Source organism: Leeia oryzae DSM 17879, from assembly GCF_000376945.1.
Classification (GTDB): Bacteria; Pseudomonadota; Gammaproteobacteria; order Burkholderiales; family Leeiaceae; genus Leeia; species Leeia oryzae.
On the sequence record NZ_AQXU01000015.1, the window covers coordinates 106,454 to 129,143 of the forward strand.

The window sequence follows — 22,690 nt, forward strand, 5'->3', positions numbered from 1 at the left end:
TCTAATATCAGGAGAAAACTTCGATGTCATGGTTCAGAGTTCCAGTGTTTGCTGTAGTCATGCAATTCATTGTGATGTCCGTCTCAGCGAAAGATTTGCCCGATTTTACGGAAATGGTCGAAAAGCAGGGCCCGGCCGTGGTCAATATCAGCACGACGCAAACCGTAAAAGCTGGCAAGTCATCTCCGATTCCAGAGGGGGACCCTGCCTTCGAATTCTTTCGTCGCCTCTTTCCCCAGCAGCCTCCGCAACGGGATTATCAAACCCAGTCACTGGGGTCAGGGTTTTTGATTAGTGCTGACGGATACATTTTGACCAACGCCCATGTCGTGGATGGTGCGGATGAAATTACCGTCAAGTTAACGGACAAGCGGGAATTCAAAGGAAAGGTAATTGGTGCCGATAAGCGCGTTGATGTCGCGCTTTTGAAGATTGAGGCCAGTAATTTGCCGAAAGTGGTGCTGGGTGACCCGGACAAACTGAAAGTCGGGGAATGGGTGGTTGCCATTGGTTCTCCGTTTGGTCTGGAAAACTCCGTGACCGCTGGTATCGTATCGGCCAAAGGCCGGACGTTGCCTGATGATACTTATGTCCCTTTTATCCAGACAGATGCCGCTGTAAACCCGGGTAACTCGGGTGGTCCTCTCTTCAACATGAAGGGGGAAGTGGTAGGTATCAACTCGCAAATCTATAGTCGTTCTGGCGGCTATATGGGCTTGTCCTTTTCTGTGCCTATCGACATGGCCATGGATGTCGTGAATCAGCTAAAAAATGGTGGCAAGATCAGTCATGGCAAGCTGGGCGTCGCCATTCAGGCGGTCAGCAAAGACATTGCCGAATCATTGGGGCTTGAAAAGCCGATGGGTGCCTTGGTCTCCAGCGTGGAAAAAGGCTCTGCTGCAGACAAGGCCGGTATCAAGGCTGGCGATGTGATCCTGCGCTTTGATAACAAGCAGGTGCCTTCAGCGACGGATTTGCCCCGGATGGTTGGCATGGCAAAACCGGGCAGCAAAGTGGCCTTGCAGGTCTGGAGAAATAAAACCGCGAAGGAATTGCCTGTTGTCTTGGGAGATGCTGGCGGTGATGAGCGTGTGGCAGTAGAAAAAACCAAGCCTGTACCGGCCAAAACGGATGTGCTGGCTAAGCTTGGTCTGACCGTTACCGAGTTGTCTGCTGTACAAAAGCGACAACTGGAACTGGGATATGGTCTACTGGTGACGGATGTACAAGGAAGCGCCGCCAAGGCTGGTATTGAAGAAGGAGATGTCATTGTCGGCGTGAATAATGAGTCACTGAAATCATTGGCCCAGTTTAATCAGCTATTGGAGAAAGCGGCGAAAGGCAGTATGCTGGCGCTCCTGGTGCGTCGTGAAGACAGTACGCTTTTTGTGGCTGTCAGGGTTCCTAACTGATTTTCTTGATGATTACTTCCGGATGAAGCCTCAACTTACACTGTTTGTTCGTGAATATTGCCATTTATGCCAGCAGATGCTGGGGCAACTACAAGCGTATCAGGCTAAATTTCTGCTCAACGTGGTAGATATCGAAGACGACGATGCAACCGAGGAGCGATACGGGCAATTGATCCCTGTATTGATGGCCGGAGACGAAGAAATTTGTCATTACCACCTGAATACCCAACGTCTTGATGCGTATTTGGCAAAGTTTAGTTAAAATAGCGGGTTGAACTCGTAAAATTTCATGAGGGCACATGGCATTGTGCCCTTTGTTTTATTGCTTAACCGGATAAATAGCCAGTCATGAGACTGGCGACTGTGCAAATGGATCATATTCGTAATTTCTCTATCATCGCTCATATTGACCATGGTAAATCAACGCTGGCGGACCGGTTTATCCAGTTCTGCGGCGGGCTTGACGCTCGTGAAATGTCCGAGCAGGTGCTTGACTCCATGGACATCGAGAAAGAGCGGGGCATTACCATCAAGGCACAAACTGCTGCGTTAAGCTATAAGGCACTTGATGGCAAAGTTTACAACCTGAACCTCATTGATACCCCGGGACATGTGGACTTCTCATATGAGGTTAGTCGGTCTCTTGCTGCCTGTGAGGGGGCTCTGTTGGTGGTGGATGCATCCCAGGGTGTGGAGGCTCAGACCGTTGCCAACTGTTATACCGCAATCGAACAAGGTGTTGAGGTGGTGTCAGTTCTGAACAAGATCGACTTGCCAGCAGCAGAGCCAGAGCGGGTGTGCGAAGAGATTGAAGACATTATTGGCATTGATGCGGTGGATGCAGTACGTGCATCTGCCAAAAACGGTATTGGTATCCAGGATATTCTGGAAGCGGTTGTTGCCAAGATTCCACCTCCCAAAGGGGATCTGAGTGCCCCGCTGAAAGCATTGATTATCGATAGCTGGTTCGATAACTATGTGGGTGTCGTTATGCTGGTGCGGGTTGTTGATGGCGAATTAAAGCCCAAAGACAAGATTTTACTGATGAGCAGCAAGGCTCAGCACCTGTGTGAGCAGGTCGGGGTATTTACACCTAAATCAGTGCAACGCACGTCGCTCAAGGCAGGGGAAGTAGGTTTTGTCATTGCCGGCATTAAAGAGCTGAAGAGTGCCAAGGTAGGCGATACGATCACCCTTGCAGCGAGGCCAGCAACAGAAGCCCTGCCAGGCTTTAAAGAGATCAAGTCCCAGGTGTTTGCCGGGCTGTATCCGGTTGAAAGCCATGATTATGAATCCCTGCGCGACTCTCTGGAAAAGCTGCAACTCAATGATGCCAGTTTGCACTTTGAGCCAGAAGTGTCACAGGCGCTAGGTTTCGGTTTCCGTTGCGGTTTCCTTGGTCTTTTGCACATGGAAATCGTGCAAGAACGACTAGAGCGCGAATTCGATATGGATTTGATTACAACCGCACCAACGGTTGTCTATCAGGTGCTGATGAAAGACGGCGAGTTGATCGAGGTAGAAAATCCCTCCAAGCTGCCGGATCCCTCCAAGATTGAAGAGATTCGCGAGCCAATCATTACCGCCAATATTTTGGTGCCGCCAGACTATCTGGGGGCCGTGATGACCTTGTGTAATAACAAGCGTGGCGTACAAAAGAACATGCAGTACATGGGCCGCCAGGTCATGCTCTGCTATGACTTGCCAATGAACGAAGTGGTGATGGATTTCTTTGATCGACTGAAATCTGTTAGTCGTGGCTATGCGTCACTGGACTATGATTTCAAAGAGTTTCAGGCGTCCGATCTGGTGAAACTGGATATTCTGGTCAACGGTGACAAGGTCGATGCGTTGTCTTTGATTGTACACCGTGCCAATAGCATCTACAGGGGGCGTGAGTTGGCCAGCAAAATGCGACAACTCATTCCGCGGCAAATGTATGATGTTGCCGTGCAGGCAGCGATCGGTGCAAACATCATTGCACGTGAAAACGTCAAGGCCATGCGTAAAGACGTGCTGGCGAAGTGTTACGGTGGTGACATTTCCCGTAAGAAGAAACTGCTGGAAAAACAAAAGGCCGGTAAGAAGCGCATGAAACAGGTCGGTAATGTGGAGATTCCACAAGAAGCGTTCTTGGCGATTCTGCAGGTGAGTGACAAATAATCACGACATCAATGATGATGTATTGAGTTGAAGGATTTTGCATGAATTGGATGGCCTTGTGGTCTGGTGCCTTTGTGTTGGGTGTGGTCCTGCTGGTGGTGGGGAGAAGGTCTCCACGTCAGGAGTCCGGTGAGGCCCCTGCCGCGCTGCAGTTTGGCTATATGGCGCTTGTCGTTGGCGCATTTGGGATGGTCGGTTTTCAGACTAGTCTTGCATTAGCCATGCTGTTGTTCGTTCTTGTGTCCGGCTTTGTCTGGGGGTGGGACAAATGGGTGCTGGCGAAAAAGCGTACACAAGGTCAGCGCCAGCATGATGGCGTTGAATTGCTGGCAGGGCTGTTTCCGATCATTGCGGTAGTGTTTGTGGTGCGTTCCTTTTTGTTCGAGCCATTTACCATTCCGTCCAGCTCTATGCGGCCTGGTCTGGTACCAGGGGACTTTATTCTGGTGAACCGTTTTGCTTATGGTGTTCGCGTCCCGGTTTCAAACAAGGTGATGGTTGATACGGGCAAGCCTGCCCGTGGCGATGTGATGGTATTTCATTATCCGCCAGAACCAGGCAAGGACTTTATCAAGCGCGTTGTCGGTTTGCCTGGTGATGAAGTCGAGTATCGCAACAAGCAATTGACCATCAATCATGTGGCAGTCAAGCAAGAATGGCTGGCGGATAGCCAATATGCAAGAGACGGCCAGTTTGTCCCAGAAAACGTGAAGGTGTATAAAGAATCATTGGGGGTACAGCCTTCCATCATTCAGCAACGTGAAAACGAGCCGACAGTCTATCATGCGGCCGTCCAGCAATTCCCTTTCCGGGAAAATTGCAATTATGACGTGAATGACGAATGGTTCCGTTGTAAAGTACCGGCAGGGCACTACTTCATGATGGGTGATAATCGGGATGACAGTTCTGATGGACGCTACTGGGGCTTTGTTTCTGACGATCTGATTGTCGGGAAAGCAGTTTTGATCTGGTTCAACTGGCCGGACTTCAAGCGTATCGGTACAGTCATTCACTAAGAAAGGGTTTGGAGATGCATATGCAGAAAAAGCTCAAGTATCAGCAAGGCGTTTCTTTAATCGGCGTGCTGATGTGGGGTGCAATTATCGGATTGGGTCTCTTGCTCGGATTCAAGGTCGTACCTGCCTACACGGAGTTTGTGGAGGTCAAAAAGGCTTTGGCCAAAACTGCAGAAAAGAATGGCGCTCCATCTGAAATTCGCGATGCTTTTGGCCGTAATATCGAGGCAAGCTATATCCGGACCATCAGTGCCCAGGATTTGCAAATCGAACCACTGGGTGCAAAGACAAAATTGAGTGTTCAATACCAATACAAAGTGCCGCTGGTTGCAAATGCCACCCTCGTGTTTGATTTTGCAGCAAGTGCCACCGCAGGTGAGTCAGGTTACTAGAGACGTGCAAAGATCAGATTTAGAAGCAGAACTGCTTGCCTCGATGGCATATGCTTTCAAGCAGCCACAATTGCTGAGGCAAGCACTTACGCACCGTAGTTACGGTGTGCCGCACAATGAGCGGCTGGAATTCCTGGGCGATAGTGTACTGTCCTGCGCGCTTTCATCCATGCTGTTTGATCGCTTTCCCAATCTTTCCGAGGGTGAACTATCCAGAGTCCGGGCAAACCTTGTGAACCAGCAAGCATTGTCCCAGATTGCCAACCACTTGGGTCTAGGGCGTTTGCTCTGGCTGGGAGAGGGCGAGCTGAGAAGTGGTGGCCGGGAGCGTCCTTCCATCATGGCTGATGCGCTGGAAGCACTGTTTGGTGCCTTGTACCTGGACGGCGGCTTGCAAGCCGCGCATCAGTGGATTGCACGACTGTACCAGCCTTTAATTACCACACTAGACCCCAAGACGCTGGGTAAAGATCCTAAAACCCAATTGCAGGAGTATTTGCAAGGGCGTCGCTTGCCGTTACCCATTTACAAAGTACTGAATACCGAAGGGGCTGTCCATGAACAGCTCTTCGAAGTTGAGTGCGAAGTAGGAAAACTTAATCTGAAGGTGGCCGCTAAGGGAAATAGCCGTCGACTGGCAGAACAGTTGGCAGCAACCGATATGCTGCTGAAAATAGAACAACACTTGGCTAGCCAGAAGAAATGACACAAGACAACCTCCTTCCAGACTCAGAATCCCATGCCGACTTTCATTGCGGTTACATTGCCATTGTTGGCCGGCCGAACGTTGGCAAATCCACATTGTTGAATCACCTGATTGGCCAGAAAATCAGCATTACGTCCCGTAAGGCGCAGACAACCCGGCATCGGGTTACCGGCATTTATACGGATGACTCATGCCAGATGGTCTTTGTGGATACTCCGGGCTGGCAAACCAAATACAGAACTGCCATGAACCAGGCCATGAACAGAAGCGTTACATCCGCCTTGTCGGATGTGGATGTGGTGTTGTTTGTGGTAGAGGCTGGACGGTTTACTACAGAAGATGCGGATGTATTGAAGCGACTGCCATCCAACCGGCCTGTGATTCTGGTGGTTAACAAGGTTGACCAGTTGCATGATGACAAGACCCGCTTGCTGACATTCCTTACCGAGATGTCCAATCGCTTTGCCTTCGCTGCACTCGTGCCGGTGATTGCCCAACACGGGCATAAGCTCGATGTGCTGATGGAAGCGATCCGCCCGCACATTCCACTGGGCGAACCGATGTATGAGGAAGACCAGATTACGGACCGTAGCGAGCGTTTTCTGGCTGCCGAGATCATTCGTGAGAAGATTTTCCGTTTGCTGGGTGACGAGTTGCCATACTCCATGAACGTCTTCATCGAACAGTTCGAAATGGATGGCGCCATGAGACGCATCAGTGCTGCCGTGATGGTGGACAAGGCTGGCCAGAAAGCCATCCTGATTGGCAAGAATGGTGAAAAGTTAAAGCGTATCGGTACTGAAGCGCGCATTGATATGGAAAAACTCTTTGACGGTAAAGTATTCTTGCAGATCTGGGTTAAGGTCAAGAGCGGCTGGGCGGATGATACGCGTATCTTGCGTGAATTTGGTTTTGAATAACCTGCAAGCGCAGGGCAGGGTGTAAATGGCCCGTCAGGAAAACCGTATTGATCTCGAAGCAGGTTTTGTACTGCACAGTTATCCGTACCGGGAAACCAGTCTGATCCTGGACGTTTTCACCCGTAACCATGGTCGTTTGAGCATGGTTGCCAGAGGTGCACGACGCCCAACGTCTGTTCTGCGAGGAGTGGTTCAGCCATTCCAGCCCCTGTTAATCTCTTGGTATGGCAAGCACGAACTCCGGACGCTGCATAAACTGGAGTGGGTAGGTGGGCATCCTGCGCATGCAGAAGATGGTTTGGTATGCGCCTACTATCTCAATGAGTTGCTCATCCGGTTTTTGCCTAAAGAAGATGCCAGCTCACAAGCGCTCTATGACCTGTATGCAGACACCTTGAGGCAATTGGCCCATCGGGCGCCTGTACTGCCCTTGTTGAGGCAGTTTGAGCTGAATTTGCTCACAGAGCTGGGTTATGGTCTGAGTCTGAGTACTACGATTCATGGAGCGATGGTTGAAGCGCATCATCGTTATGTCTATCGGCACATGGTTGGTGTGCTGGAAGAAGACCAGTACGATGCCGAAACAGATGTGTTGATCAGTGGCCACACCTTGCAAGCCTTGGCGGCTGGCAAACTGGATGACAGAACGGCAAAAAGAGAGGCGCGGTTGTTGCTTCGGGAGGTGCTGCAGCAATTGCTGCCAGAGAATGCCTCCCTGGCCAGTCGCGAACTGATGCGCCGCATCCATGAAATACAACAACGCCCGTTAGAATCCCCCTCGTTTGTTGATGACTGATGGATTGTTAAACCTGTTCATACTGTAACGGACTGCATTAAATGACCACCTTACATATGCCTCTTGGTCCGATCATGGTTGATTTGGCTGGCCCGGCAATGACCAGTCATGAACGTGAGCGCCTGCGGCATCCGTTGACCGGCGGCGTTATTCTGTTCTCACGCAATTTCCAGGACATTCACCAGCTTGTTGCATTAACGGCGGAAATTCATGCGATTCGCAGCCCGCACTTGTTGATTGCGGTCGACCATGAAGGTGGGCGGGTTCAGCGTTTTCGTTCCGGATTCACAAAACTTCCCCCCATGTCGGTGCTGGGAGAGCGATGGAATGAAAACCCGACCGCAGCCAAGCAACTGGCGGATCGGGTGGGCTGGGTAATGGCAGCGGAGTTGCGTGCAAGTGGCGTGGATTTCAGCTTTGCACCGGTTCTGGATATAGATTACGCCAGATCGACTGTCATTGGTAACCGGGCTTTTCATCAAAGTCCGGAGGTGGTTTCTGAATTGGCTGCCCACCTGATACGCGGCATGCGACTCGCAGGCATGCATGCCTGTGGCAAGCACTTCCCTGGGCATGGTTTTGTCACTGTGGACTCTCATCAGGGGCTACCGCATGACGACCGGGCAGCGGACTTGCTCTGGCGACAGGACATGATCCCGTTTCGGCGCCTGGCCCAGCATGGATTAAGTGCCATTATGCCGGCACATGTCATTTATGATCAGGTTGATGAAAAACCGGCCGGATTCTCCAGTGTGTGGCTAAAGAACGTTTTACGCCAAAAACTGGGTTTTGACGGGGTGATCATCAGTGATGCGCTGGATATGAATGGCGCAGCCTTTGCGGGTGAGACTATCGAGGAGCGTGCCAAGGCTGCCTTGCAAGCAGGGTGTGACATAGTGCTGGCAACCAACAGGCCGGAAGAAGCGGATAGGCTGCTAGAGCGGCTGAAGTGGCCGGTCGATCCGGTGGCTTTATCCAGAATGGCCAGATTGCATGGTGAGCCTCATCCTTTAAGCTGGCGCAAACTTTCAGAAGACATGGATTTCTTGTCTGCAAGAAATGAAGTGGCCGCTTTGACTGAAGGGGCTGATCAAGCCACTTGGGGCCCGGATGTGGGCGAAGTCACCGTTTAGATCTTTCCGCTGTTTTCAGAGGTCCCCAAGCGACTTTGCTGCAAGCAGGCGACTGGCCAGCTCATGGAGCATGCTTGCAGTGGCTCCCCAGATGTAGTGACTGCCATAGGTAATAACCCTGACCCGAACTCTCATTCCTTTACGTTCGATATATTCAAAAGTGTGGTGTGCCGGGTTGAGCAGATAATACAACGGTAATTCAAAAACCTCTGCCACTTCAGTTGTCTGCGGCTGTATGGCAAACGGTTTGGTAATTAGTCCGATTTGTGGATGTACCTGATAGCCGCTCACCGTCAAAATGGGCGTCAATTCACCAATAATGGTGGCGTGTGTGGCCGGTATGCCGATTTCTTCTTCTGCTTCTCTCAATGCAGTGGCTGCAAGTGATACGTCCGTCTCGTCTTGCTTACCGCCAGGGAAACTGATTTGACCCGGGTGTGTTCTTAATGAGAAAAGCCGTTTGGTGAGTATCAGACTCAGTCCTGTAGGGCGCCAGTACAGTGGTACCAGTACTGCCGCAGGCTGGAAAGTCTCAATGTGGGACAACAGCACCGGGTGGACTTCCTGAGTTTGTCTGCCACTACTTACTTGTGTGTCCATGGCTAATGCCTGGCTTAGCAAATGGAATATGCTGTCTAGATTTGACCAGTCTACCTGTCGCCAGGTTTCCAATCGGTTTTCCGCTGAGTCATTGAGGGGCTTGCAGTCCTGTGGCACGTTATTTATCTCTTTTACGGCGCATAGTTGATTGAAGAGAAATGCAGTTTGCGCTATAATATCAAGGTTTGAAAAGCACATCGACGGGATAGGCCTAGGGCCTGTCCCGTTTCCATAAGTAGAGGCGGAAATACATCCTTTTCAGCCTTTTTCACCTGCCAGTGCCGGTTGACTATCTCGCAGCCAGGCCTAGCAAAGCTGACTGGCAGGTTTTGTAAACGTCAGGATAAGGAGCAACCAGTGTCACAACATCAGCCCGCCATTCTCGCACTTGCCGACGGGACGGTGTTTCGCGGCGCCGCTATCGGTAGCGCAGGCGTGACCGTAGGTGAGGTGGTATTCAATACCGCATTGACCGGGTATCAGGAAATTCTGACAGACCCATCATACACCAAACAAATAGTTACTTTAACGTATCCCCATATTGGTAATGTCGGTGTTAACGCGGAAGACTGTGAGTCTGATGGTGTTTATGCTGCAGGCCTGGTGATACGTGATCTGCCGTTGACCGTATCAAACTGGCGGTCAGAGCAGTCATTGGGTGATTACCTGAAAGCAAATAACGTTGTTGCCATCGCTGATATCGATACCCGTAAGCTGACGCGTATCCTGCGTGAAAAGGGTGCGCAAAACGGCGTGATCATGGCTGGCGATATCGATGAGGCCAAAGCGGTAGAGCTGGCACGTTCGGCACCATCCATGGCAGGACTGGATCTAGCGAAGGTGGTGACAACCAAGTCCTCATATGAGTGGACGCAAGGCGAGTGGCAGCTTGGCACCGGTTTTGCCGAGCAAGCAAACAGTGCTTACCATGTGGTGGCCTTTGACTACGGCGTGAAAAGAAACATCTTGCGCATGCTGGCTCACCGTGGCTGTAAGGTAACTGTCTTGCCTGCCACGGCAACAGCTGAAGAAGCGTTGTCGTACCAGCCAGATGGCATTTTCCTGAGCAATGGCCCAGGAGATCCAGAACCTTGCGACTATGCCATTTCAGCCATTTCCAAATTGCTGACAACCGGCATCCCTGTCTTTGGGATTTGTCTGGGTCACCAGTTGCTGGCACTGGCATCTGGTGCCAAAACGGTAAAAATGAAGTTTGGCCACCATGGCGCCAACCATCCTGTACAAGATCTGGATAGCAAACAAGTACTGATTACCAGTCAAAACCACGGTTTTGCAGTGGACGCAGCAACGTTGCCAGCAAATTTGAGAGCCACGCATGCCTCGCTGTTTGATGGCTCTCTGCAAGGCATTGAGCGGACTGATGTGCCCGCGTTCTCGTTCCAAGGGCATCCAGAAGCAAGTCCGGGTCCGCATGATGTTGCGTATTTGTTTGACCGGTTTATCAAGCAGATGGCAGCACGCAAGTAAGCAGACATATTCAAAGAGGAGGTGTCCATGTACGGTGTAACTGATTTGCCAACTTACCTGTTAGGTGTTGTGTTTATCATTTTGCTGCCTGGACCCAACTCATTGTATGTATTGTCTGTGGCAGCCAGGCGAGGTGAGAAGGCCGGCTTTGCTGGGGCGATGGGCATCTTTGTCGGAGATACGGTACTCATTACACTGACCTCGCTTGGAGCTGCCACCGTACTGTCAACATTGCCGGTTTTATTCTTTGTGCTGAAATATGCCGGTGCGCTTTATCTGGTCTGGATTGGCTGGAATATGTTCCAAGCTGCATTGGCCTTATGGAAAGATAACGGCAAGAGTAGCCCTGCGAGCGCAAGCGAGACTGAAAAGTCAGAGCTTACAGCGGATTCGCCATTCAAGAGAGCATTGGTGATCAGTCTCTTGAACCCCAAGGCCATTTTGTTTTTACTGTCATTCTTCTTGCAGTTCGTGGATCGCACCTATCCGCACCCAGCACTGACGTTCCTGATACTGGGGGGGGCCATTCAGATTGGCAGCGTGATTTATCTCACGACACTTATTCTGGCCGGTGCACGACTGGCCGAGCATTTTCGCCGCAGATATAGATTGTGTGCCGCCCTGAATGCGGGTGTTGGCGCCATCTTTTTTGGGTTTGGTGGCAAGCTGGCCACCGCAACATTGCATTGAATTTCTGTTGAGTCGGGTTTTTTTGCGCGGCTCAATAAAGTTTTGAAAATAAGTTTTAGTTAAATAGACATCGACACAATCGACGAGTGAGTAAGCATGCCTAAACGGACAGACATACAACGAATTCTAATTATTGGCGCAGGCCCGATCATTATCGGTCAAGCTTGCGAGTTTGACTATTCTGGTGCGCAAGCATGTAAAGCTCTGAAAGAAGAAGGGTACACCGTTATTCTGGTGAACTCTAACCCAGCGACCATCATGACAGACCCGAATCTGGCTGATGTGACATATATCGAGCCAATTACCTGGCAAATCGTCGAAAAGATCATCGAGAAAGAGCGTCCTGATGCCATCTTGCCAACCATGGGCGGTCAGACTGCGCTGAACTGCGCGCTGGACCTGTGGCATAACGGTGTTCTGGATAAATACAATGTAGAGCTGATTGGTGCAACGCCAGAAGCCATTGATAAAGCTGAAGACCGTCTCAAATTCAAAGACGCGATGACCAAGATTGGTCTGGGTTCAGCCAGGTCAGGTATTGCGCATTCGCTTGAAGAGGCTATGAAAGTCCAGCAGCAGGTTGGGTTCCCGGTCATTATCCGTCCATCGTTCACGATGGGGGGGACGGGTGGCGGTATTGCCTACAACATCGAAGAGTTCGTTGAAATCTGTACCCGTGGCCTGGATCTTTCTCCTACCAATGAATTGCTGATTGAAGAATCTCTGCTGGGCTGGAAAGAATACGAGATGGAGGTTGTCCGTGACAAAAAGGACAACTGTATTATTGTGTGTTCCATCGAAAACTTTGACCCGATGGGTGTGCATACGGGCGATTCCATCACCGTAGCACCAGCACAAACCTTGACTGATCGTGAGTACCAACTGCTGCGGAATGCCTCTCTGGCGGTCTTGCGTGAAATTGGTGTGGATACAGGTGGCTCTAACGTTCAGTTCTCGATCAATCCAAAAGATGGTCGTATGGTTGTCATCGAGATGAACCCGCGTGTATCGCGTTCTTCCGCACTTGCTTCCAAGGCAACAGGCTTCCCGATTGCAAAAATTGCCGCGAAGCTGGCTGTCGGTTACACATTGGATGAGCTGAAAAATGACATTACCGGTGGCAAGACACCAGCGTCATTCGAGCCAACCATCGACTACGTTGTAACCAAGATTCCTCGTTTTGCATTTGAAAAATTCCCGCAAGCGAATAGTCGTTTGACCACCCAGATGAAGTCTGTCGGTGAAGTCATGGCCATGGGCCGTACCTGGCAAGAATCCTTGCAAAAAGCATTGCGTGGTCTGGAAACCGGCATGTCTGGCCTGGATGAAAAAACAACAGACCGTGACGTGATCGAGCAGGAAATTGCAGAGCCGGGCGCAGAGCGTATCTGGTACGTTGCAGATGCCTTCCGTATCGGCATGAGTGTGGAAGAGGTATTCAATCTTACCTCGATCGATCGCTGGTTCCTGGTGCAGATCGAAGATCTGATCAAAGATGAAAATGCTTTGCGTGGCAAATCCCTGGATAGCCTGGATGCAAATGCACTTCGCCAGCTGAAGCGCAAAGGCTTTTCTGACCGCCGCCTGGGTACATTGCTCGGAACGGACCAGAATGCCGTACGCAAGGCGCGTCATGCACTGGGTGTGCGTCCTGTGTACAAGCGTGTTGATACTTGTGCTGCCGAGTTCTCTACCAATACGGCTTACATGTATTCTACCTATGAAGAAGAATGTGAAGCTCAGCCAACCAACAACAAGAAAATCATGGTGTTGGGTGGTGGTCCAAACCGTATTGGTCAGGGTATCGAGTTTGATTATTGCTGTGTGCACGCAGCGCTGGCCATGCGTGAAGACGGTTACGAAACCATCATGGTTAACTGTAACCCTGAAACGGTTTCAACTGATTACGACACATCAGACCGCCTGTATTTTGAGCCGCTGACACTGGAAGACGTGCTGGAAGTGGTTGCAGTTGAGAAGCCGGTTGGCGTCATCGTTCAGTACGGTGGCCAAACACCGCTGAAACTGGCGCGAGCACTTGAAATGAATGGTGTGCCTATTATTGGTACTACTCCAGACATGATTGATGCAGCAGAAGACCGCGAACGTTTCCAGAAGCTATTGAATGATCTGGGCCTGAAGCAACCGCCAAACCGTACTGCCCGTACTGCGCCGGATGCGATCGTACTGGCTAACGAAATCGGTTACCCACTGGTGGTTCGTCCTTCCTATGTGCTGGGTGGCCGCGCAATGGAAATCGTGCACGAGCAATCGGATCTGGAGCGCTACATGCGTGAAGCGGTTAAGGTATCCAACGACAGCCCTGTGCTGCTGGACCGCTTCCTGAACGATGCGACCGAAGTAGACGTGGATGCGATCTGTGACGGAGAAGAGGTGCTGATTGGCGGCATCATGGAACACATTGAAATGGCCGGGGTGCACTCTGGTGATTCAGCATGTTCATTGCCGCCATACAGTCTGCCTCAGGAAATTCAGGACGAACTGCGTCGCCAGACCGTTGCCATGGCCAAGGCGCTAAACGTGGTGGGTTTGATGAACGTGCAGTTCGCCATTCAAGGCAAGGGCGAGGAAGCGGTTGTGTACGTGCTGGAAGTCAATCCGCGCGCGTCCCGCACCGTGCCGTTTGTCTCCAAGGCGACCAGCCTGCCTTTGGCTAAGATTGCAGCCAGGGCAATGGCGGGCCAATCCTTGAAGTCTCAGGGCATCAAGGGTGAGGTTGTTCCTTCATATTACTCGGTCAAAGAGGCGGTCTTCCCGTTCATTAAATTCCCGGGTGTAGATGTGATCCTTGGGCCTGAGATGAAGTCAACAGGTGAAGTGATGGGCGTAGGCGAAACGTTTGCCGAGGCATTTGTGAAGTCGCAACTGGCTGCCGGGGTGAAACTGCCAAAGTCTGGCAATATCTTTATTTCAGTGCGGCAAAATGACAAGCCTGCAGCGGTAGAGGTAGCTCGGATGCTCTTGGATGTTGGCTTTAACCTGTTGGCGACAAAAGGGACAGCAACATTCATCCGTGATGCAGGTTTGCCTGTGACAACGGTGAACAAGGTCATGGAAGGTCGTCCGCATATTGTGGATATGATCAAAAACGGCGAAGTTGCTATGATCATTAACACAGTTGAAGAGCGCAAGCAGGCAATTCGCGATTCTTTTGCGATTCGTCAGAGTGCGTTGCAGGGCAAAGTGACCTATTACACCACCATGCCAGAAGCCAAAGCGGCTGCAATCGGCATGCAGCATATGGCCGAATTGCAGGTTTATTCGGTACAAGGTCTGCATGAGCGATTGAAAGATCTGGTTTAATAAAAAATTAGTACCTGAGAGAAGCTAAACCAGCTAAAATCTCTCAATTATCCGCATGCGGACAACACGCAAGCCGCCGTCTCAGTTACGGCGGTTTGTGCTTTTGTACTGATGACTTAAGCACAAGCTCTTGTCTGCAGCTGCAATATTTAGGAGTTAGAGTCAAATGCAAAAGGTTCCATTGACTGTGCATGGCGCAGAATTGCTGAAAGCTGAGTTGCAACGTTTGAAATCAGTTGAGCGTCCATCCGTGATTCAGGCAATTTCAGAAGCCAGGGCGCAAGGCGATTTGTCTGAAAATGCCGAGTATGATGCTGCCAAAGAGCGTCAGGCCTTTGTTGAAGGCCGGATCATGGAAATTGAGAGCAAACTGTCAGTGGCAACCATCATTGATCCAGCCACGCTGGATGCCGAAGGGCGCTGTGTGTTTGGGGCGACCGTGGAGCTGGAAGATCTGGAAACTGGCGATCAGGTAAAATACCAGATCGTCGGCGATGATGAGGCTGATATCAAGTTGGGCAAAATCTCTGTTTCCAGCCCGATTGCTAGAGCCTTGATTGGCAAGTTTGCTGGCGACGTGGCTGAGGTTCAGGCACCAGGCGGTATTCGCGAGTATGAAGTGCTGGATGTAATGTACATCTGAGTTTAATTTAGGAATTGACACAGAGGAACGCATGGAATCTGCCCGCAAAGTTGCTGAAACCGTCTGGATCGGTGCCCTGATTTTTATCGCAGCTTTCATGAGCTGGACGATGTGGCATGATCGTGGTGTGGGCCCTTTGTTTGCTCAGCATTTGTTTCCTGCCGCGTCATTTACCGGCATGGTACTCGGGGTTTTCTTGCTGTTCCATCAGCTGTGGGCCTTAGGGTTCCGCTCGCTTCAGACCCTGCCATTCTGGATATTGCTACTGATGTGGCTGTTTGCCATCGCTATCTGGATCGGTTTACCCAGGCTGTTGGGCATGGTGGGTGTTCATGCTGCGTTTGCAGCATGGCACGGTCTGGGAATGTTGTTGTATCTGCTGCAGTGTATCCTGGGGATTGTCCTGGTCGTACAGCGCCGCTAAGCCCAAGCATCGAAGCAAGGATGTCTTAACGACACTGTAACCCCAGTGTTACTTGCTTTTGCTGCTTTTAAGTTTTGCTGTTGCTGCTTTACCCGGTGCAGAAGCACGAACGATATTCTGTTTCGTCAGTGAAATGCGTGGTTGTTCCGGATGCGGACGATAAATGACCAGCAGCTTGCCGATATGTTGCACAGGTGCAGCATCCAGCTGTTCACATACCTCGTTCATGATCTCTTCGCGAACCGCGCGTTCATCTGAGAACACGCGGATTTTGATCAGTTCATGTGCATCCAGATTGATCGCGATTTCGCGAATCACCGCGTCAGAAAGTCCGTTTTGTCCAATCAAAACAACAGGGTTTAATCCGTGGGCAGCCGCACGTAGCGAACGGCGCTCAGTTGGTGTAAGTTCAAGTTTCATAGTAGTTTCAACCTTTCAAACCGGTATTCTAAAGTATGGCGCAAAACAAGACCAGCAAGGCGTGGGTTCATCAGCATATCAATGATCATTGGGTGCAACAGGCCCAAGCGAAGGGATATCGTTCTCGAGCGGCTTTCAAGTTACTTGAAATTCACGAAAAAGACCAACTGTTTCGTCGCGGAATGACGGTCGTCGATCTTGGCTCAACCCCCGGGAGCTGGTCGCAGGTAGCCAAAGACCTGGTGGGGGAAGAGGGGCGTTTGTTTGCGCTTGATCTGCTGCCGATGGACCCCATCCATCGCGTCGATTTTATCCTGGGTGACTTTCGTGAAGATGCTGTGCTTGCCGAGTTAGAAAAACGTCTCGCAGGCAGAAAAGTAGACCTTGTAATTTGTGATATTGCCCCCAACTTAACAGGGAACCGCACGACTGATCAGGCGCGTAGCCTGTACCTGAACGAGCTAGCACTGGATTTTTGTGCGAAATGGCTCAAACCCGGCGGCCACTTTGTGGTTAAAGTGTTTCAGGGTTCTGGCTATAATGAGTTTATCGACTTGATGAAGCAACACTTCAAGCAGGTGCTGACGCGCAAACCCAAGGCATCTCGGGACAAAAGTACGGAAGTGTATTTGCTGGGTAAAAGCTGTCTGGCAAATTCTGATCCGGCGGACGATAATACATAATGCCGTATTGGCATGAACTTTGGCGAACACCAAGCGTCCATATACAATGAATAATGTGGATTCGGGTGTAAAAGGAAGCAGCCTTGAATAATTTAGGAAAGAATATCCTTATCTGGGTGGTTATCGGTGTTGTGCTGATGACTGTATTTAATACATTCAGTCGTTCGCAGGCCGACCGTGGTCAGATTGATTACTCGACCTTTCTGAGAGATGTGCGTTCAGGGCAGATTCAGTCCGCCGTCATCGAGGGTAGTCCTTTCGAAGGCCAGACCATTCAAGGCAAGCGCGTAGATGGCACCGAGTTCAAAACCAATGCGCCCTTCGACTTCCGTCTGATTGATGACCTGGACAAATACAAAGTTAACTTCAAGGTTAAGCCTGAAGAACGTTCCTTGTTGATGACCTTGCTGATTAACTGGGCACCTATGCTACTGTTTATCGGTGTCTGGATTTATGTCATGCGCCAGATGCAAGGTGGTGGCAAGGGGGGCGCTTTCTCTTTCGGCAAGAGCCGGGCGAGAATGCTCGATGAAAGCACAAACTCCATCACCTTTGCCGATGTTGCCGGGTGTGATGAAGCCAAAGAAGAAGTCACTGAACTGGTTGATTTCTTGCGTGACCCAACAAAGTTCCAGCGTCTGGGCGGTCATATTCCACGTGGCGTCCTGATGGTAGGTAGTCCAGGTACGGGTAAGACCTTGCTGGCCAAAGCCATTGCGGGCGAGGCAAAAGTACCATTTTTCTCCATTTCGGGTTCTGATTTCGTCGAGATGTTTGTGGGTGTAGGTGCGGCTCGTGTCCGTGACATGTTTGAGAACGCCAAGAAAAATGCCCCATGCATCATCTTTATTGACGAGATTGATGCCGTTGGTCGCCAGCGTGGAGCAGGTCTGGGTGGTGGTAATGACGAGCGGGAGCAAACACTGAACCAGATGCTGGTTGAAATGGACGGTTTTGAAGGTACTACCGGCGTGATCGTGATCGCCGCGACTAACCGTCCAGATGTTCTGGACCCGGCTTTGCTGCGTCCCGGCCGTTTTGATCGTCAAGTGGTTGTGCCGCTACCGGATATTCGCGGTCGTGAGCAGATCCTGAATGTGCACATGCGCAAAGTACCGCTGTCTAACGATGTCAAGGCAGATATTATCGCCCGTGGCACACCGGGTTTTTCAGGTGCCGATCTGGCTAACTTGGTGAACGAAGCTGCCTTGTTTGCGGCACGTGGTAACAAGCGTTTGGTCGATATGGATGACTTTGAACGCGCCAAAGACAAAATCATCATGGGTGCAGAGCGCCGCAGCATGGTGATGGATGAAGAAGAGAAGAAAAACACCGCTTATCATGAGTCCGGCCATGCCATTCTTGGTTATCTGTTGCCCAAGTGCGACCCGGTTCATAAAGTGACAATCATTCCACGCGGTAGAGCATTGGGTGTGACCATGTCATTGCCGACGCAAGACCGCTACAGTTATAACCGTGATTATCTTTTGCAACAGATCGCCATGTTGTTTGGTGGCCGGATTGCCGAAGAAGTGTTCATGGGGCAGATGACTAATGGCGCCTCCAATGATATCGAGCGTGCTACCAGTATGGCACGCCGGATGGTAACCGAATGGGGTATGTCGGATGTGCTGGGTCCTATGGTTTATGGCGAGAATGATGGTGAGGTGTTCCTGGGACGGTCAGTCACAACGCACAAGAATTTGTCCGAATCCACCATGCAAAAAGTGGATAGTGAAATTCATCGGATCATCACCGAGCAATATAACCTTGCCCGCAAGATGATCGAAGAAAATCGTGACAAGATCGAAGCAATGACTGCGGCCTTGTTGGAGTTTGAAACCATTGATGCCGACCAGATTGAAGACATCATGCAAGGACGTACGGTCCGTCCGCCGCATCCACCTTCTAGTACTAAGTCTGGTGGGGGCGATGTTCCGCCGCCAGCAGTCACACCGGAGGCTACCAACAAACCCGCAGAAGGCATTTGATGCGATTTGTTGGTAAGCAGTAGGTGTTCCATATCAAAACGCATTGATCATTTGGTGGTCAGTGCGTTTTTCATTTGATACCAAGGATATTTAGATGAAACGACCATTTCGATGCGGGCGCTTTTCATACGATGGTAATCACGCGCTGATCATGGGGATTGTAAATGTTACGCCGGATTCATTTTCTGATGGCGGAAAGTATCATTCCCGCGAGCTTGCCATTCAGCATGCACGGCAGTTGATTGAGGCTGGCGCACACATTCTGGATATTGGGGGGGAGTCTACCCGGCCCGGTGCTGCAGAGGTGTCAGTGGATGAAGAGCTGGACAGGGTCATTCCAGTTATCGAAGCCCTGAAAGATGATGGGGTAGCTCTTTCTGTTGATACCTATAAACCTGAGGTGATGAGTGCTGCCATTGCCGCTGGGGTGGACCTGATTAATGATGTGAATGCGCTGGAGGCCCCGGGGGCAATCGAGGCGGTTGCCGGGAGCTTAGCTACCATTTGCTTGATGCACAAGCAAGGAACGCCTCAGACAATGCAGCAAGCACCTGTCTATCAGGATGTTGTGGCCGAAGTAGACCGTTATTTGATGTCACGCGTTGAAGTGCTGAAACTGGCTGGGGTAGATGTAGAACGGATATGGCTGGATCCCGGGTTTGGTTTTGGAAAGTCTCTTGAGCATAATGTCGAGCTGATGCGGCACTTGCCAGTATTTACGGCCCATGAGATGCCTGTATTGATCGGTTTGTCGAGAAAATCGATGTTAGGGGCAATCACTGGCGAGCCGGTGGATCAACGTGTATTTTCTAGTATTGCGGCGGCATTGGTCGGCATCAGTAAAGGGGCGCATATTGTGCGCGTTCACGATGTTGCGGCAACCGCAAGTGCAATTAAGGTATGGGAGTCTTTGCAATGAGTCGGAAATATTTTGGAACAGACGGTGTACGTGGGAAAGTAGGCGAGTTTCCGATTACCCCTGAGTTTGCCTTGCGATTGGGGTACGCTGCCGGCAAAGTATTTTCTGCCATGAATAGTCGACATTCCAGTGGCGAGAGGCCTGCGGTGGTTATCGGGAAGGACACTCGTATTTCCGGTTATATGCTGGAGTCCGCTTTGCAAGCCGGTTTGACGGCAGCAGGTGTTGATGTCTATCTGGTCGGTCCGCTACCCACGCCTGGCATTGCTTATCTGGTACGTGCATTGCGGCTGCATGCCGGTGTTGTTATCAGTGCGTCTCATAACCCGTTTGAAGACAATGGGATCAAGTTCTTCGGGCCTGGTGGCTGGAAGCTGCCTGACGAAACCGAGCTCGCCATTGAGGCCTTGCTGGATGAAGAGGTGTGCGTGGTAGCCTCTGAACAGCTGGGCAAGGCCAAGCGCCTTGGTGATGCCCAAGGGCGGTACATCGAATTTTGCAAGAGCAGTTTCCCGAATGATCTTGACCTGAAAGACCTGAAACTGGTGGTGGATTGCGCTCATGGTGCGACATACCAAGTGGCGCCCAGTGTCTTTCATGAGCTGGGAGCAGACGTGGTTGCCATCGGCAACCAGCCTAACGGGACCAATATCAACGATGGTTATGGAGCGACAGACACCAAGGCATTGGTGCAGGCCGTGTTGGAACATGGCGCAGATATCGGTATTGCACTGGACGGTGATGGAGACCGTCTGATCATGGTGGATAGTGCTGGGCATGCCTATGATGGTGACCAGCTCATGTACCTGATGGCCATTTCTCGCGCCAGACGAGGCCTGCTCAAAGGTGGTGTTGTCGGTACACTGATGACAAACATGGCCATTGAAGTGGCGCTGACAGAAAAGAATATTCCTTTTAGCCGTGCCAAGGTGGGGGACCGCTATGTGCTGGAACAGCTTCTTGAGAAGGATTGGCAGCTGGGCGGCGAGAGTTCAGGGCATTTGCTGTGTCTGGACAAGCACTCGACTGGCGATGGCATTGTGTCTGCCCTGCAGGTACTTGAGGCTCTTATTTCATCGGGCCGCAGTCTGTCTGAATATGCGGCAGAAGTTGCGCTATTCCCCCAGAAAATGATCAATGTGAAAATTACCAAGGGGTTTGACTTCAAGCAAAGCCCTGAAATCCTTAATGCCATTGAGCAAACCGAATTGGCACTTGGTCAAGCCGGCAGGGTGTTACTGAGGCCAAGCGGAACAGAACCGGTGATTCGTGTCATGGTCGAAGCCAAAGATGAATCTATGGTAAACAAGTACGTTCACCAGCTTGCAGAGATCGTTGCCGCGGCTGCGTCCTGAGGCGTTTCTGATCGATGTAAAAGCAGGTCTGAATTATTTCAGACTTGTCACATTTCTGTAATTTTTCCTCTATATGATGGCGTCAGTGCATTAAAAGTGACTGGCGCCATCATCATTTCCAGCTGCCTGTCCTGTAGCCCCTTGGTTGCATTGCCAGCCCGCCAGCATCGGTCGCGCCAACGCAACCAAACTGATTTCGATGCAAGTCTGTAAATGCGGATGTACAAGGCGATGGTCGTTCGATGTAAAACCGGCTTTTGCGAACAGCTGACAGACCAAAATACGCTTGCCAGCCCAGATATCTGGCATTTTCTAAATGCGCAGAATTTGTATAGTGATTAAGAATTATGAAAGTAATTGATTCCATGAATATGTCATTACCCGATCAGGCATCTGAAGTTCATGTTAAAGCAGAAGCAAAGAACTTAAACTTCTATTATGGAAACTTTCATGCCTTGAAAAACGTAAGCTTGCCGGTTTATACCAACAAGGTTACAGCACTTATTGGGCCATCTGGATGTGGCAAGTCTACATTCTTGCGCTGCTTTAACCGGATGCATGATTTATATCCAAATAATCGCTATGAAGGCGAAATCAATCTGCTGCCTGATCAAGTGAATATTCTGGATAACAAGATTGATCCGATTGAAGTACGCATGAGAATCGGCATGGTATTTCAGAAGCCAAACCCATTCCCGCGCTCAATTTATGAAAACGTCGCGTATGGCCTGCGTATTCGTGGCGTAAAGAACAAAGCGCTTATCGATGACAAAGTCGAGGAGTCACTGCGTGGTGCTGCTTTGTGGGACGAAGTCAAACATCGCCTGAACAACATGGCATCGAATCTGTCCGGTGGTCAGCAGCAGCGTCTCTGTATTGCACGTGCTCTGGCTACCGATCCTGAGTTGCTATTGTTCGACGAGCCAACCTCAGCGCTGGATCCAATTGCAACCGCTAGCATTGAAGAATTGATGACCGAACTTCAGTCGCGCGTCACGATTCTGGTCGTTACTCACAATATGCAGCAGGCAGCGCGTGTTTCAAATTACACAGCCTATATGTATTTGGGTGAAATGATCGAATTTGATCAGACCGACAATATCTTTACCAAACCTAAAAAGAAACAAACTGAAGACTATATTACGGGTCGTTTTGGCTAATAGAAATTAAAGTGGCTGATAACTATATCTGCGTGAATCATAAAATCTTTTGCAGATGCGAAACAGTTACAGCCGGAAATTTCCGGGTTTGCAGAATAAACAAAGCATGACATGGATAAAGTAGTGACTTTCATCCTGTATATTATTGAGGTTTAAAAATGTCTATCAAGAGTCGTTCATTCCAGCTGGTGATCGCAGGTGCTGCTGTAGCTTCTGCCTTGTGCAATGTTGCATTCGCTGCCGACATCACTGGCGCTGGTGCTACCTTCCCGTATCCGATCTACGCCAAATGGGCTGACGCCTACAAGACCAAAACTGCAGTGGGTCTGAACTACCAGGCCATCGGCTCTGGTGGCGGCATCAAGCAGATTACGGCTAAAACCGTGGACTTTGGCGCATCCGACATGCCAATGACCCTGGAAGAACAAACCAAGAACGGCCTGACCCAGTTCCCG

Annotated in this window: 23 protein-coding genes; 20 read left to right on the forward strand and 3 right to left on the reverse strand. The window is 50.6% G+C overall.

Translation table 11 applies throughout. From position 1 onward, the window contains the following. Positions 1–23 precede the first annotated feature (23 nt). From F552_RS0103315 to nagZ, 9 genes are all read left to right on the forward strand, one after another. On the forward strand, positions 24–1,412 hold the full coding sequence (locus F552_RS0103315) for a DegQ family serine endoprotease (protein WP_018150298.1): 1,389 nt from the start codon (positions 24–26) through the stop codon (positions 1,410–1,412). A gap of 22 nt (positions 1,413–1,434) precedes the next feature. Then, complete coding sequence (locus F552_RS0103320; RefSeq protein ID WP_018150299.1) at positions 1,435–1,674, forward strand: glutaredoxin family protein; 240 nt, start codon at positions 1,435–1,437, stop codon at positions 1,672–1,674. A 107-nt stretch (positions 1,675–1,781) separates the two neighbouring features. Next, positions 1,782–3,575, forward strand: a complete 1,794-nt coding sequence (gene lepA / locus F552_RS0103325) for a translation elongation factor 4 (RefSeq protein WP_026182356.1) — start codon at positions 1,782–1,784, stop codon at positions 3,573–3,575. A gap of 41 nt (positions 3,576–3,616) precedes the next feature. Continuing rightward, a complete protein-coding gene (lepB, locus tag F552_RS0103330) occupies positions 3,617–4,591 on the forward strand; it encodes a signal peptidase I (protein WP_018150301.1) in 975 nt (324 codons plus the stop codon). A gap of 20 nt (positions 4,592–4,611) precedes the next feature. Then, positions 4,612–4,983, forward strand: a complete 372-nt coding sequence (locus F552_RS0103335) for a DUF4845 domain-containing protein (protein ID WP_033374584.1) — start codon at positions 4,612–4,614, stop codon at positions 4,981–4,983. A gap of 4 nt (positions 4,984–4,987) precedes the next feature. Next, positions 4,988–5,689: a ribonuclease III gene (gene rnc / locus F552_RS0103340; protein WP_018150303.1), complete on the forward strand. Its 702-nt coding sequence runs from the start codon at positions 4,988–4,990 to the stop codon at positions 5,687–5,689. Beyond that, complete coding sequence (gene era / locus F552_RS0103345; protein ID WP_018150304.1) at positions 5,686–6,609, forward strand: GTPase Era; 924 nt, start codon at positions 5,686–5,688, stop codon at positions 6,607–6,609. The genes rnc and era overlap by 4 nt, the downstream gene beginning before the upstream one ends. A gap of 25 nt (positions 6,610–6,634) precedes the next feature. Beyond that, positions 6,635–7,405, forward strand: a complete 771-nt coding sequence (gene recO / locus F552_RS18390) for a DNA repair protein RecO (RefSeq protein ID WP_018150305.1) — start codon at positions 6,635–6,637, stop codon at positions 7,403–7,405. 41 nt (positions 7,406–7,446) lie between these two features. Continuing rightward, positions 7,447–8,538: a beta-N-acetylhexosaminidase gene (nagZ, locus tag F552_RS0103355; protein WP_018150306.1), complete on the forward strand. Its 1,092-nt coding sequence runs from the start codon at positions 7,447–7,449 to the stop codon at positions 8,536–8,538. A 15-nt stretch (positions 8,539–8,553) separates the two neighbouring features. On the opposite strand, the gene F552_RS19920 is transcribed toward nagZ, so the two are convergent. Then, a complete protein-coding gene (locus F552_RS19920) occupies positions 8,554–9,138 on the reverse strand; it encodes a CoA pyrophosphatase (RefSeq protein WP_169333566.1) in 585 nt (194 codons plus the stop codon). Between the two features lie 357 nt (positions 9,139–9,495). Between F552_RS19920 and carA the strand changes: the two genes are divergently transcribed. The 5 genes from carA (at position 9,496) to F552_RS0103385 (ending at position 15,707) form a co-directional block, all read left to right on the forward strand. Further along, positions 9,496–10,626 carry a glutamine-hydrolyzing carbamoyl-phosphate synthase small subunit gene (gene carA, locus F552_RS0103365; protein WP_018150308.1) on the forward strand — a complete coding sequence of 377 codons (1,131 nt, stop codon included), beginning with the start codon at positions 9,496–9,498 and terminating at the stop codon, positions 10,624–10,626. A 27-nt stretch (positions 10,627–10,653) separates the two neighbouring features. Beyond that, a complete protein-coding gene (gene leuE / locus F552_RS0103370) occupies positions 10,654–11,316 on the forward strand; it encodes a leucine efflux protein LeuE (RefSeq protein WP_018150309.1) in 663 nt (220 codons plus the stop codon). Positions 11,317–11,412: 96 nt separating this feature from the next. After that, entirely contained in the window at positions 11,413–14,640 is a 3,228-nt protein-coding gene (gene carB, locus F552_RS0103375; protein WP_018150310.1) for a carbamoyl-phosphate synthase large subunit, read from the forward strand. 166 nt (positions 14,641–14,806) lie between these two features. Further along, entirely contained in the window at positions 14,807–15,283 is a 477-nt protein-coding gene (gene greA, locus F552_RS0103380) for a transcription elongation factor GreA (RefSeq protein WP_018150311.1), read from the forward strand. Positions 15,284–15,314: 31 nt separating this feature from the next. Beyond that, entirely contained in the window at positions 15,315–15,707 is a 393-nt protein-coding gene (locus F552_RS0103385; RefSeq protein ID WP_018150312.1) for a hypothetical protein, read from the forward strand. 48 nt (positions 15,708–15,755) lie between these two features. Here F552_RS0103385 and yhbY read toward each other — a convergent pair whose 3' ends face one another. After that, positions 15,756–16,127 (reverse strand): ribosome assembly RNA-binding protein YhbY, encoded by a 372-nt coding sequence (gene yhbY / locus F552_RS18400; protein ID WP_083917415.1) that lies wholly within the window; start codon positions 16,125–16,127, stop codon positions 15,756–15,758. A gap of 35 nt (positions 16,128–16,162) precedes the next feature. Here yhbY and F552_RS0103395 point away from each other — a divergent pair, with 35 nt between their 5' ends. From F552_RS0103395 to glmM, 4 genes are all read left to right on the forward strand, one after another. Then, entirely contained in the window at positions 16,163–16,810 is a 648-nt protein-coding gene (locus F552_RS0103395; protein WP_018150314.1) for an RlmE family RNA methyltransferase, read from the forward strand. 83 nt (positions 16,811–16,893) lie between these two features. Then, a complete protein-coding gene (ftsH, locus tag F552_RS0103400) occupies positions 16,894–18,801 on the forward strand; it encodes an ATP-dependent zinc metalloprotease FtsH (protein WP_018150315.1) in 1,908 nt (635 codons plus the stop codon). 94 nt (positions 18,802–18,895) lie between these two features. Further along, entirely contained in the window at positions 18,896–19,720 is an 825-nt protein-coding gene (folP, locus tag F552_RS0103405; RefSeq protein WP_018150316.1) for a dihydropteroate synthase, read from the forward strand. Next, positions 19,717–21,075: a phosphoglucosamine mutase gene (gene glmM / locus F552_RS0103410; RefSeq protein WP_026182359.1), complete on the forward strand. Its 1,359-nt coding sequence runs from the start codon at positions 19,717–19,719 to the stop codon at positions 21,073–21,075. The genes folP and glmM overlap by 4 nt, the downstream gene beginning before the upstream one ends. 90 nt (positions 21,076–21,165) lie before the next feature. Here glmM and F552_RS20625 read toward each other — a convergent pair whose 3' ends face one another. Next, complete coding sequence (locus F552_RS20625; protein WP_018150318.1) at positions 21,166–21,384, reverse strand: hypothetical protein; 219 nt, start codon at positions 21,382–21,384, stop codon at positions 21,166–21,168. 38 nt (positions 21,385–21,422) lie between these two features. Here F552_RS20625 and pstB point away from each other — a divergent pair, with 38 nt between their 5' ends. Both pstB and F552_RS0103425 read left to right on the forward strand, forming a co-directional pair. After that, positions 21,423–22,235, forward strand: a complete 813-nt coding sequence (pstB, locus tag F552_RS0103420; protein WP_018150319.1) for a phosphate ABC transporter ATP-binding protein PstB — start codon at positions 21,423–21,425, stop codon at positions 22,233–22,235. Between the two features lie 158 nt (positions 22,236–22,393). Beyond that, positions 22,394–22,690, forward strand: a 297-nt coding sequence (locus tag F552_RS0103425) for a substrate-binding domain-containing protein (protein ID WP_026182361.1), incomplete at its 3' end; no start/stop codon positions are given.

Bases quoted from the DNA above. Each gene is read 5' to 3' on its own strand.
- recO (WP_018150305.1), top strand. From the start codon at position 6,635: ATGGCCCGTCAGGAAAACCGTATTGATCTCGAAGCAGGTTTTGTACTG.
- era (WP_018150304.1), top strand. From the start codon at position 5,686: ATGACACAAGACAACCTCCTTCCAGACTCAGAATCCCATGCCGACTTT.
- yhbY (WP_083917415.1), bottom strand. From the start codon at position 16,127: ATGAAACTTGAACTTACACCAACTGAGCGCCGTTCGCTACGTGCGGCT.
- F552_RS0103385 (WP_018150312.1), top strand. From the start codon at position 15,315: ATGGAATCTGCCCGCAAAGTTGCTGAAACCGTCTGGATCGGTGCCCTG.
- lepA (WP_026182356.1), top strand. From the start codon at position 1,782: ATGGATCATATTCGTAATTTCTCTATCATCGCTCATATTGACCATGGT.
- folP (WP_018150316.1), top strand. From the start codon at position 18,896: ATGAAACGACCATTTCGATGCGGGCGCTTTTCATACGATGGTAATCAC.
- carB (WP_018150310.1), top strand. From the start codon at position 11,413: ATGCCTAAACGGACAGACATACAACGAATTCTAATTATTGGCGCAGGC.
- nagZ (WP_018150306.1), top strand. From the start codon at position 7,447: ATGACCACCTTACATATGCCTCTTGGTCCGATCATGGTTGATTTGGCT.
- F552_RS0103320 (WP_018150299.1), top strand. From the start codon at position 1,435: ATGAAGCCTCAACTTACACTGTTTGTTCGTGAATATTGCCATTTATGC.
- F552_RS19920 (WP_169333566.1), bottom strand. From the start codon at position 9,138: ATGGACACACAAGTAAGTAGTGGCAGACAAACTCAGGAAGTCCACCCG.
- lepB (WP_018150301.1), top strand. From the start codon at position 3,617: ATGAATTGGATGGCCTTGTGGTCTGGTGCCTTTGTGTTGGGTGTGGTC.
- F552_RS0103335 (WP_033374584.1), top strand. From the start codon at position 4,612: ATGCAGAAAAAGCTCAAGTATCAGCAAGGCGTTTCTTTAATCGGCGTG.
- glmM (WP_026182359.1), top strand. From the start codon at position 19,717: ATGAGTCGGAAATATTTTGGAACAGACGGTGTACGTGGGAAAGTAGGC.
- F552_RS0103395 (WP_018150314.1), top strand. From the start codon at position 16,163: ATGGCGCAAAACAAGACCAGCAAGGCGTGGGTTCATCAGCATATCAAT.
- F552_RS20625 (WP_018150318.1), bottom strand. From the start codon at position 21,384: ATGCCAGATATCTGGGCTGGCAAGCGTATTTTGGTCTGTCAGCTGTTC.
- F552_RS0103315 (WP_018150298.1), top strand. From the start codon at position 24: ATGTCATGGTTCAGAGTTCCAGTGTTTGCTGTAGTCATGCAATTCATT.
- greA (WP_018150311.1), top strand. From the start codon at position 14,807: ATGCAAAAGGTTCCATTGACTGTGCATGGCGCAGAATTGCTGAAAGCT.
- leuE (WP_018150309.1), top strand. From the start codon at position 10,654: ATGTACGGTGTAACTGATTTGCCAACTTACCTGTTAGGTGTTGTGTTT.
- pstB (WP_018150319.1), top strand. From the start codon at position 21,423: ATGAAAGTAATTGATTCCATGAATATGTCATTACCCGATCAGGCATCT.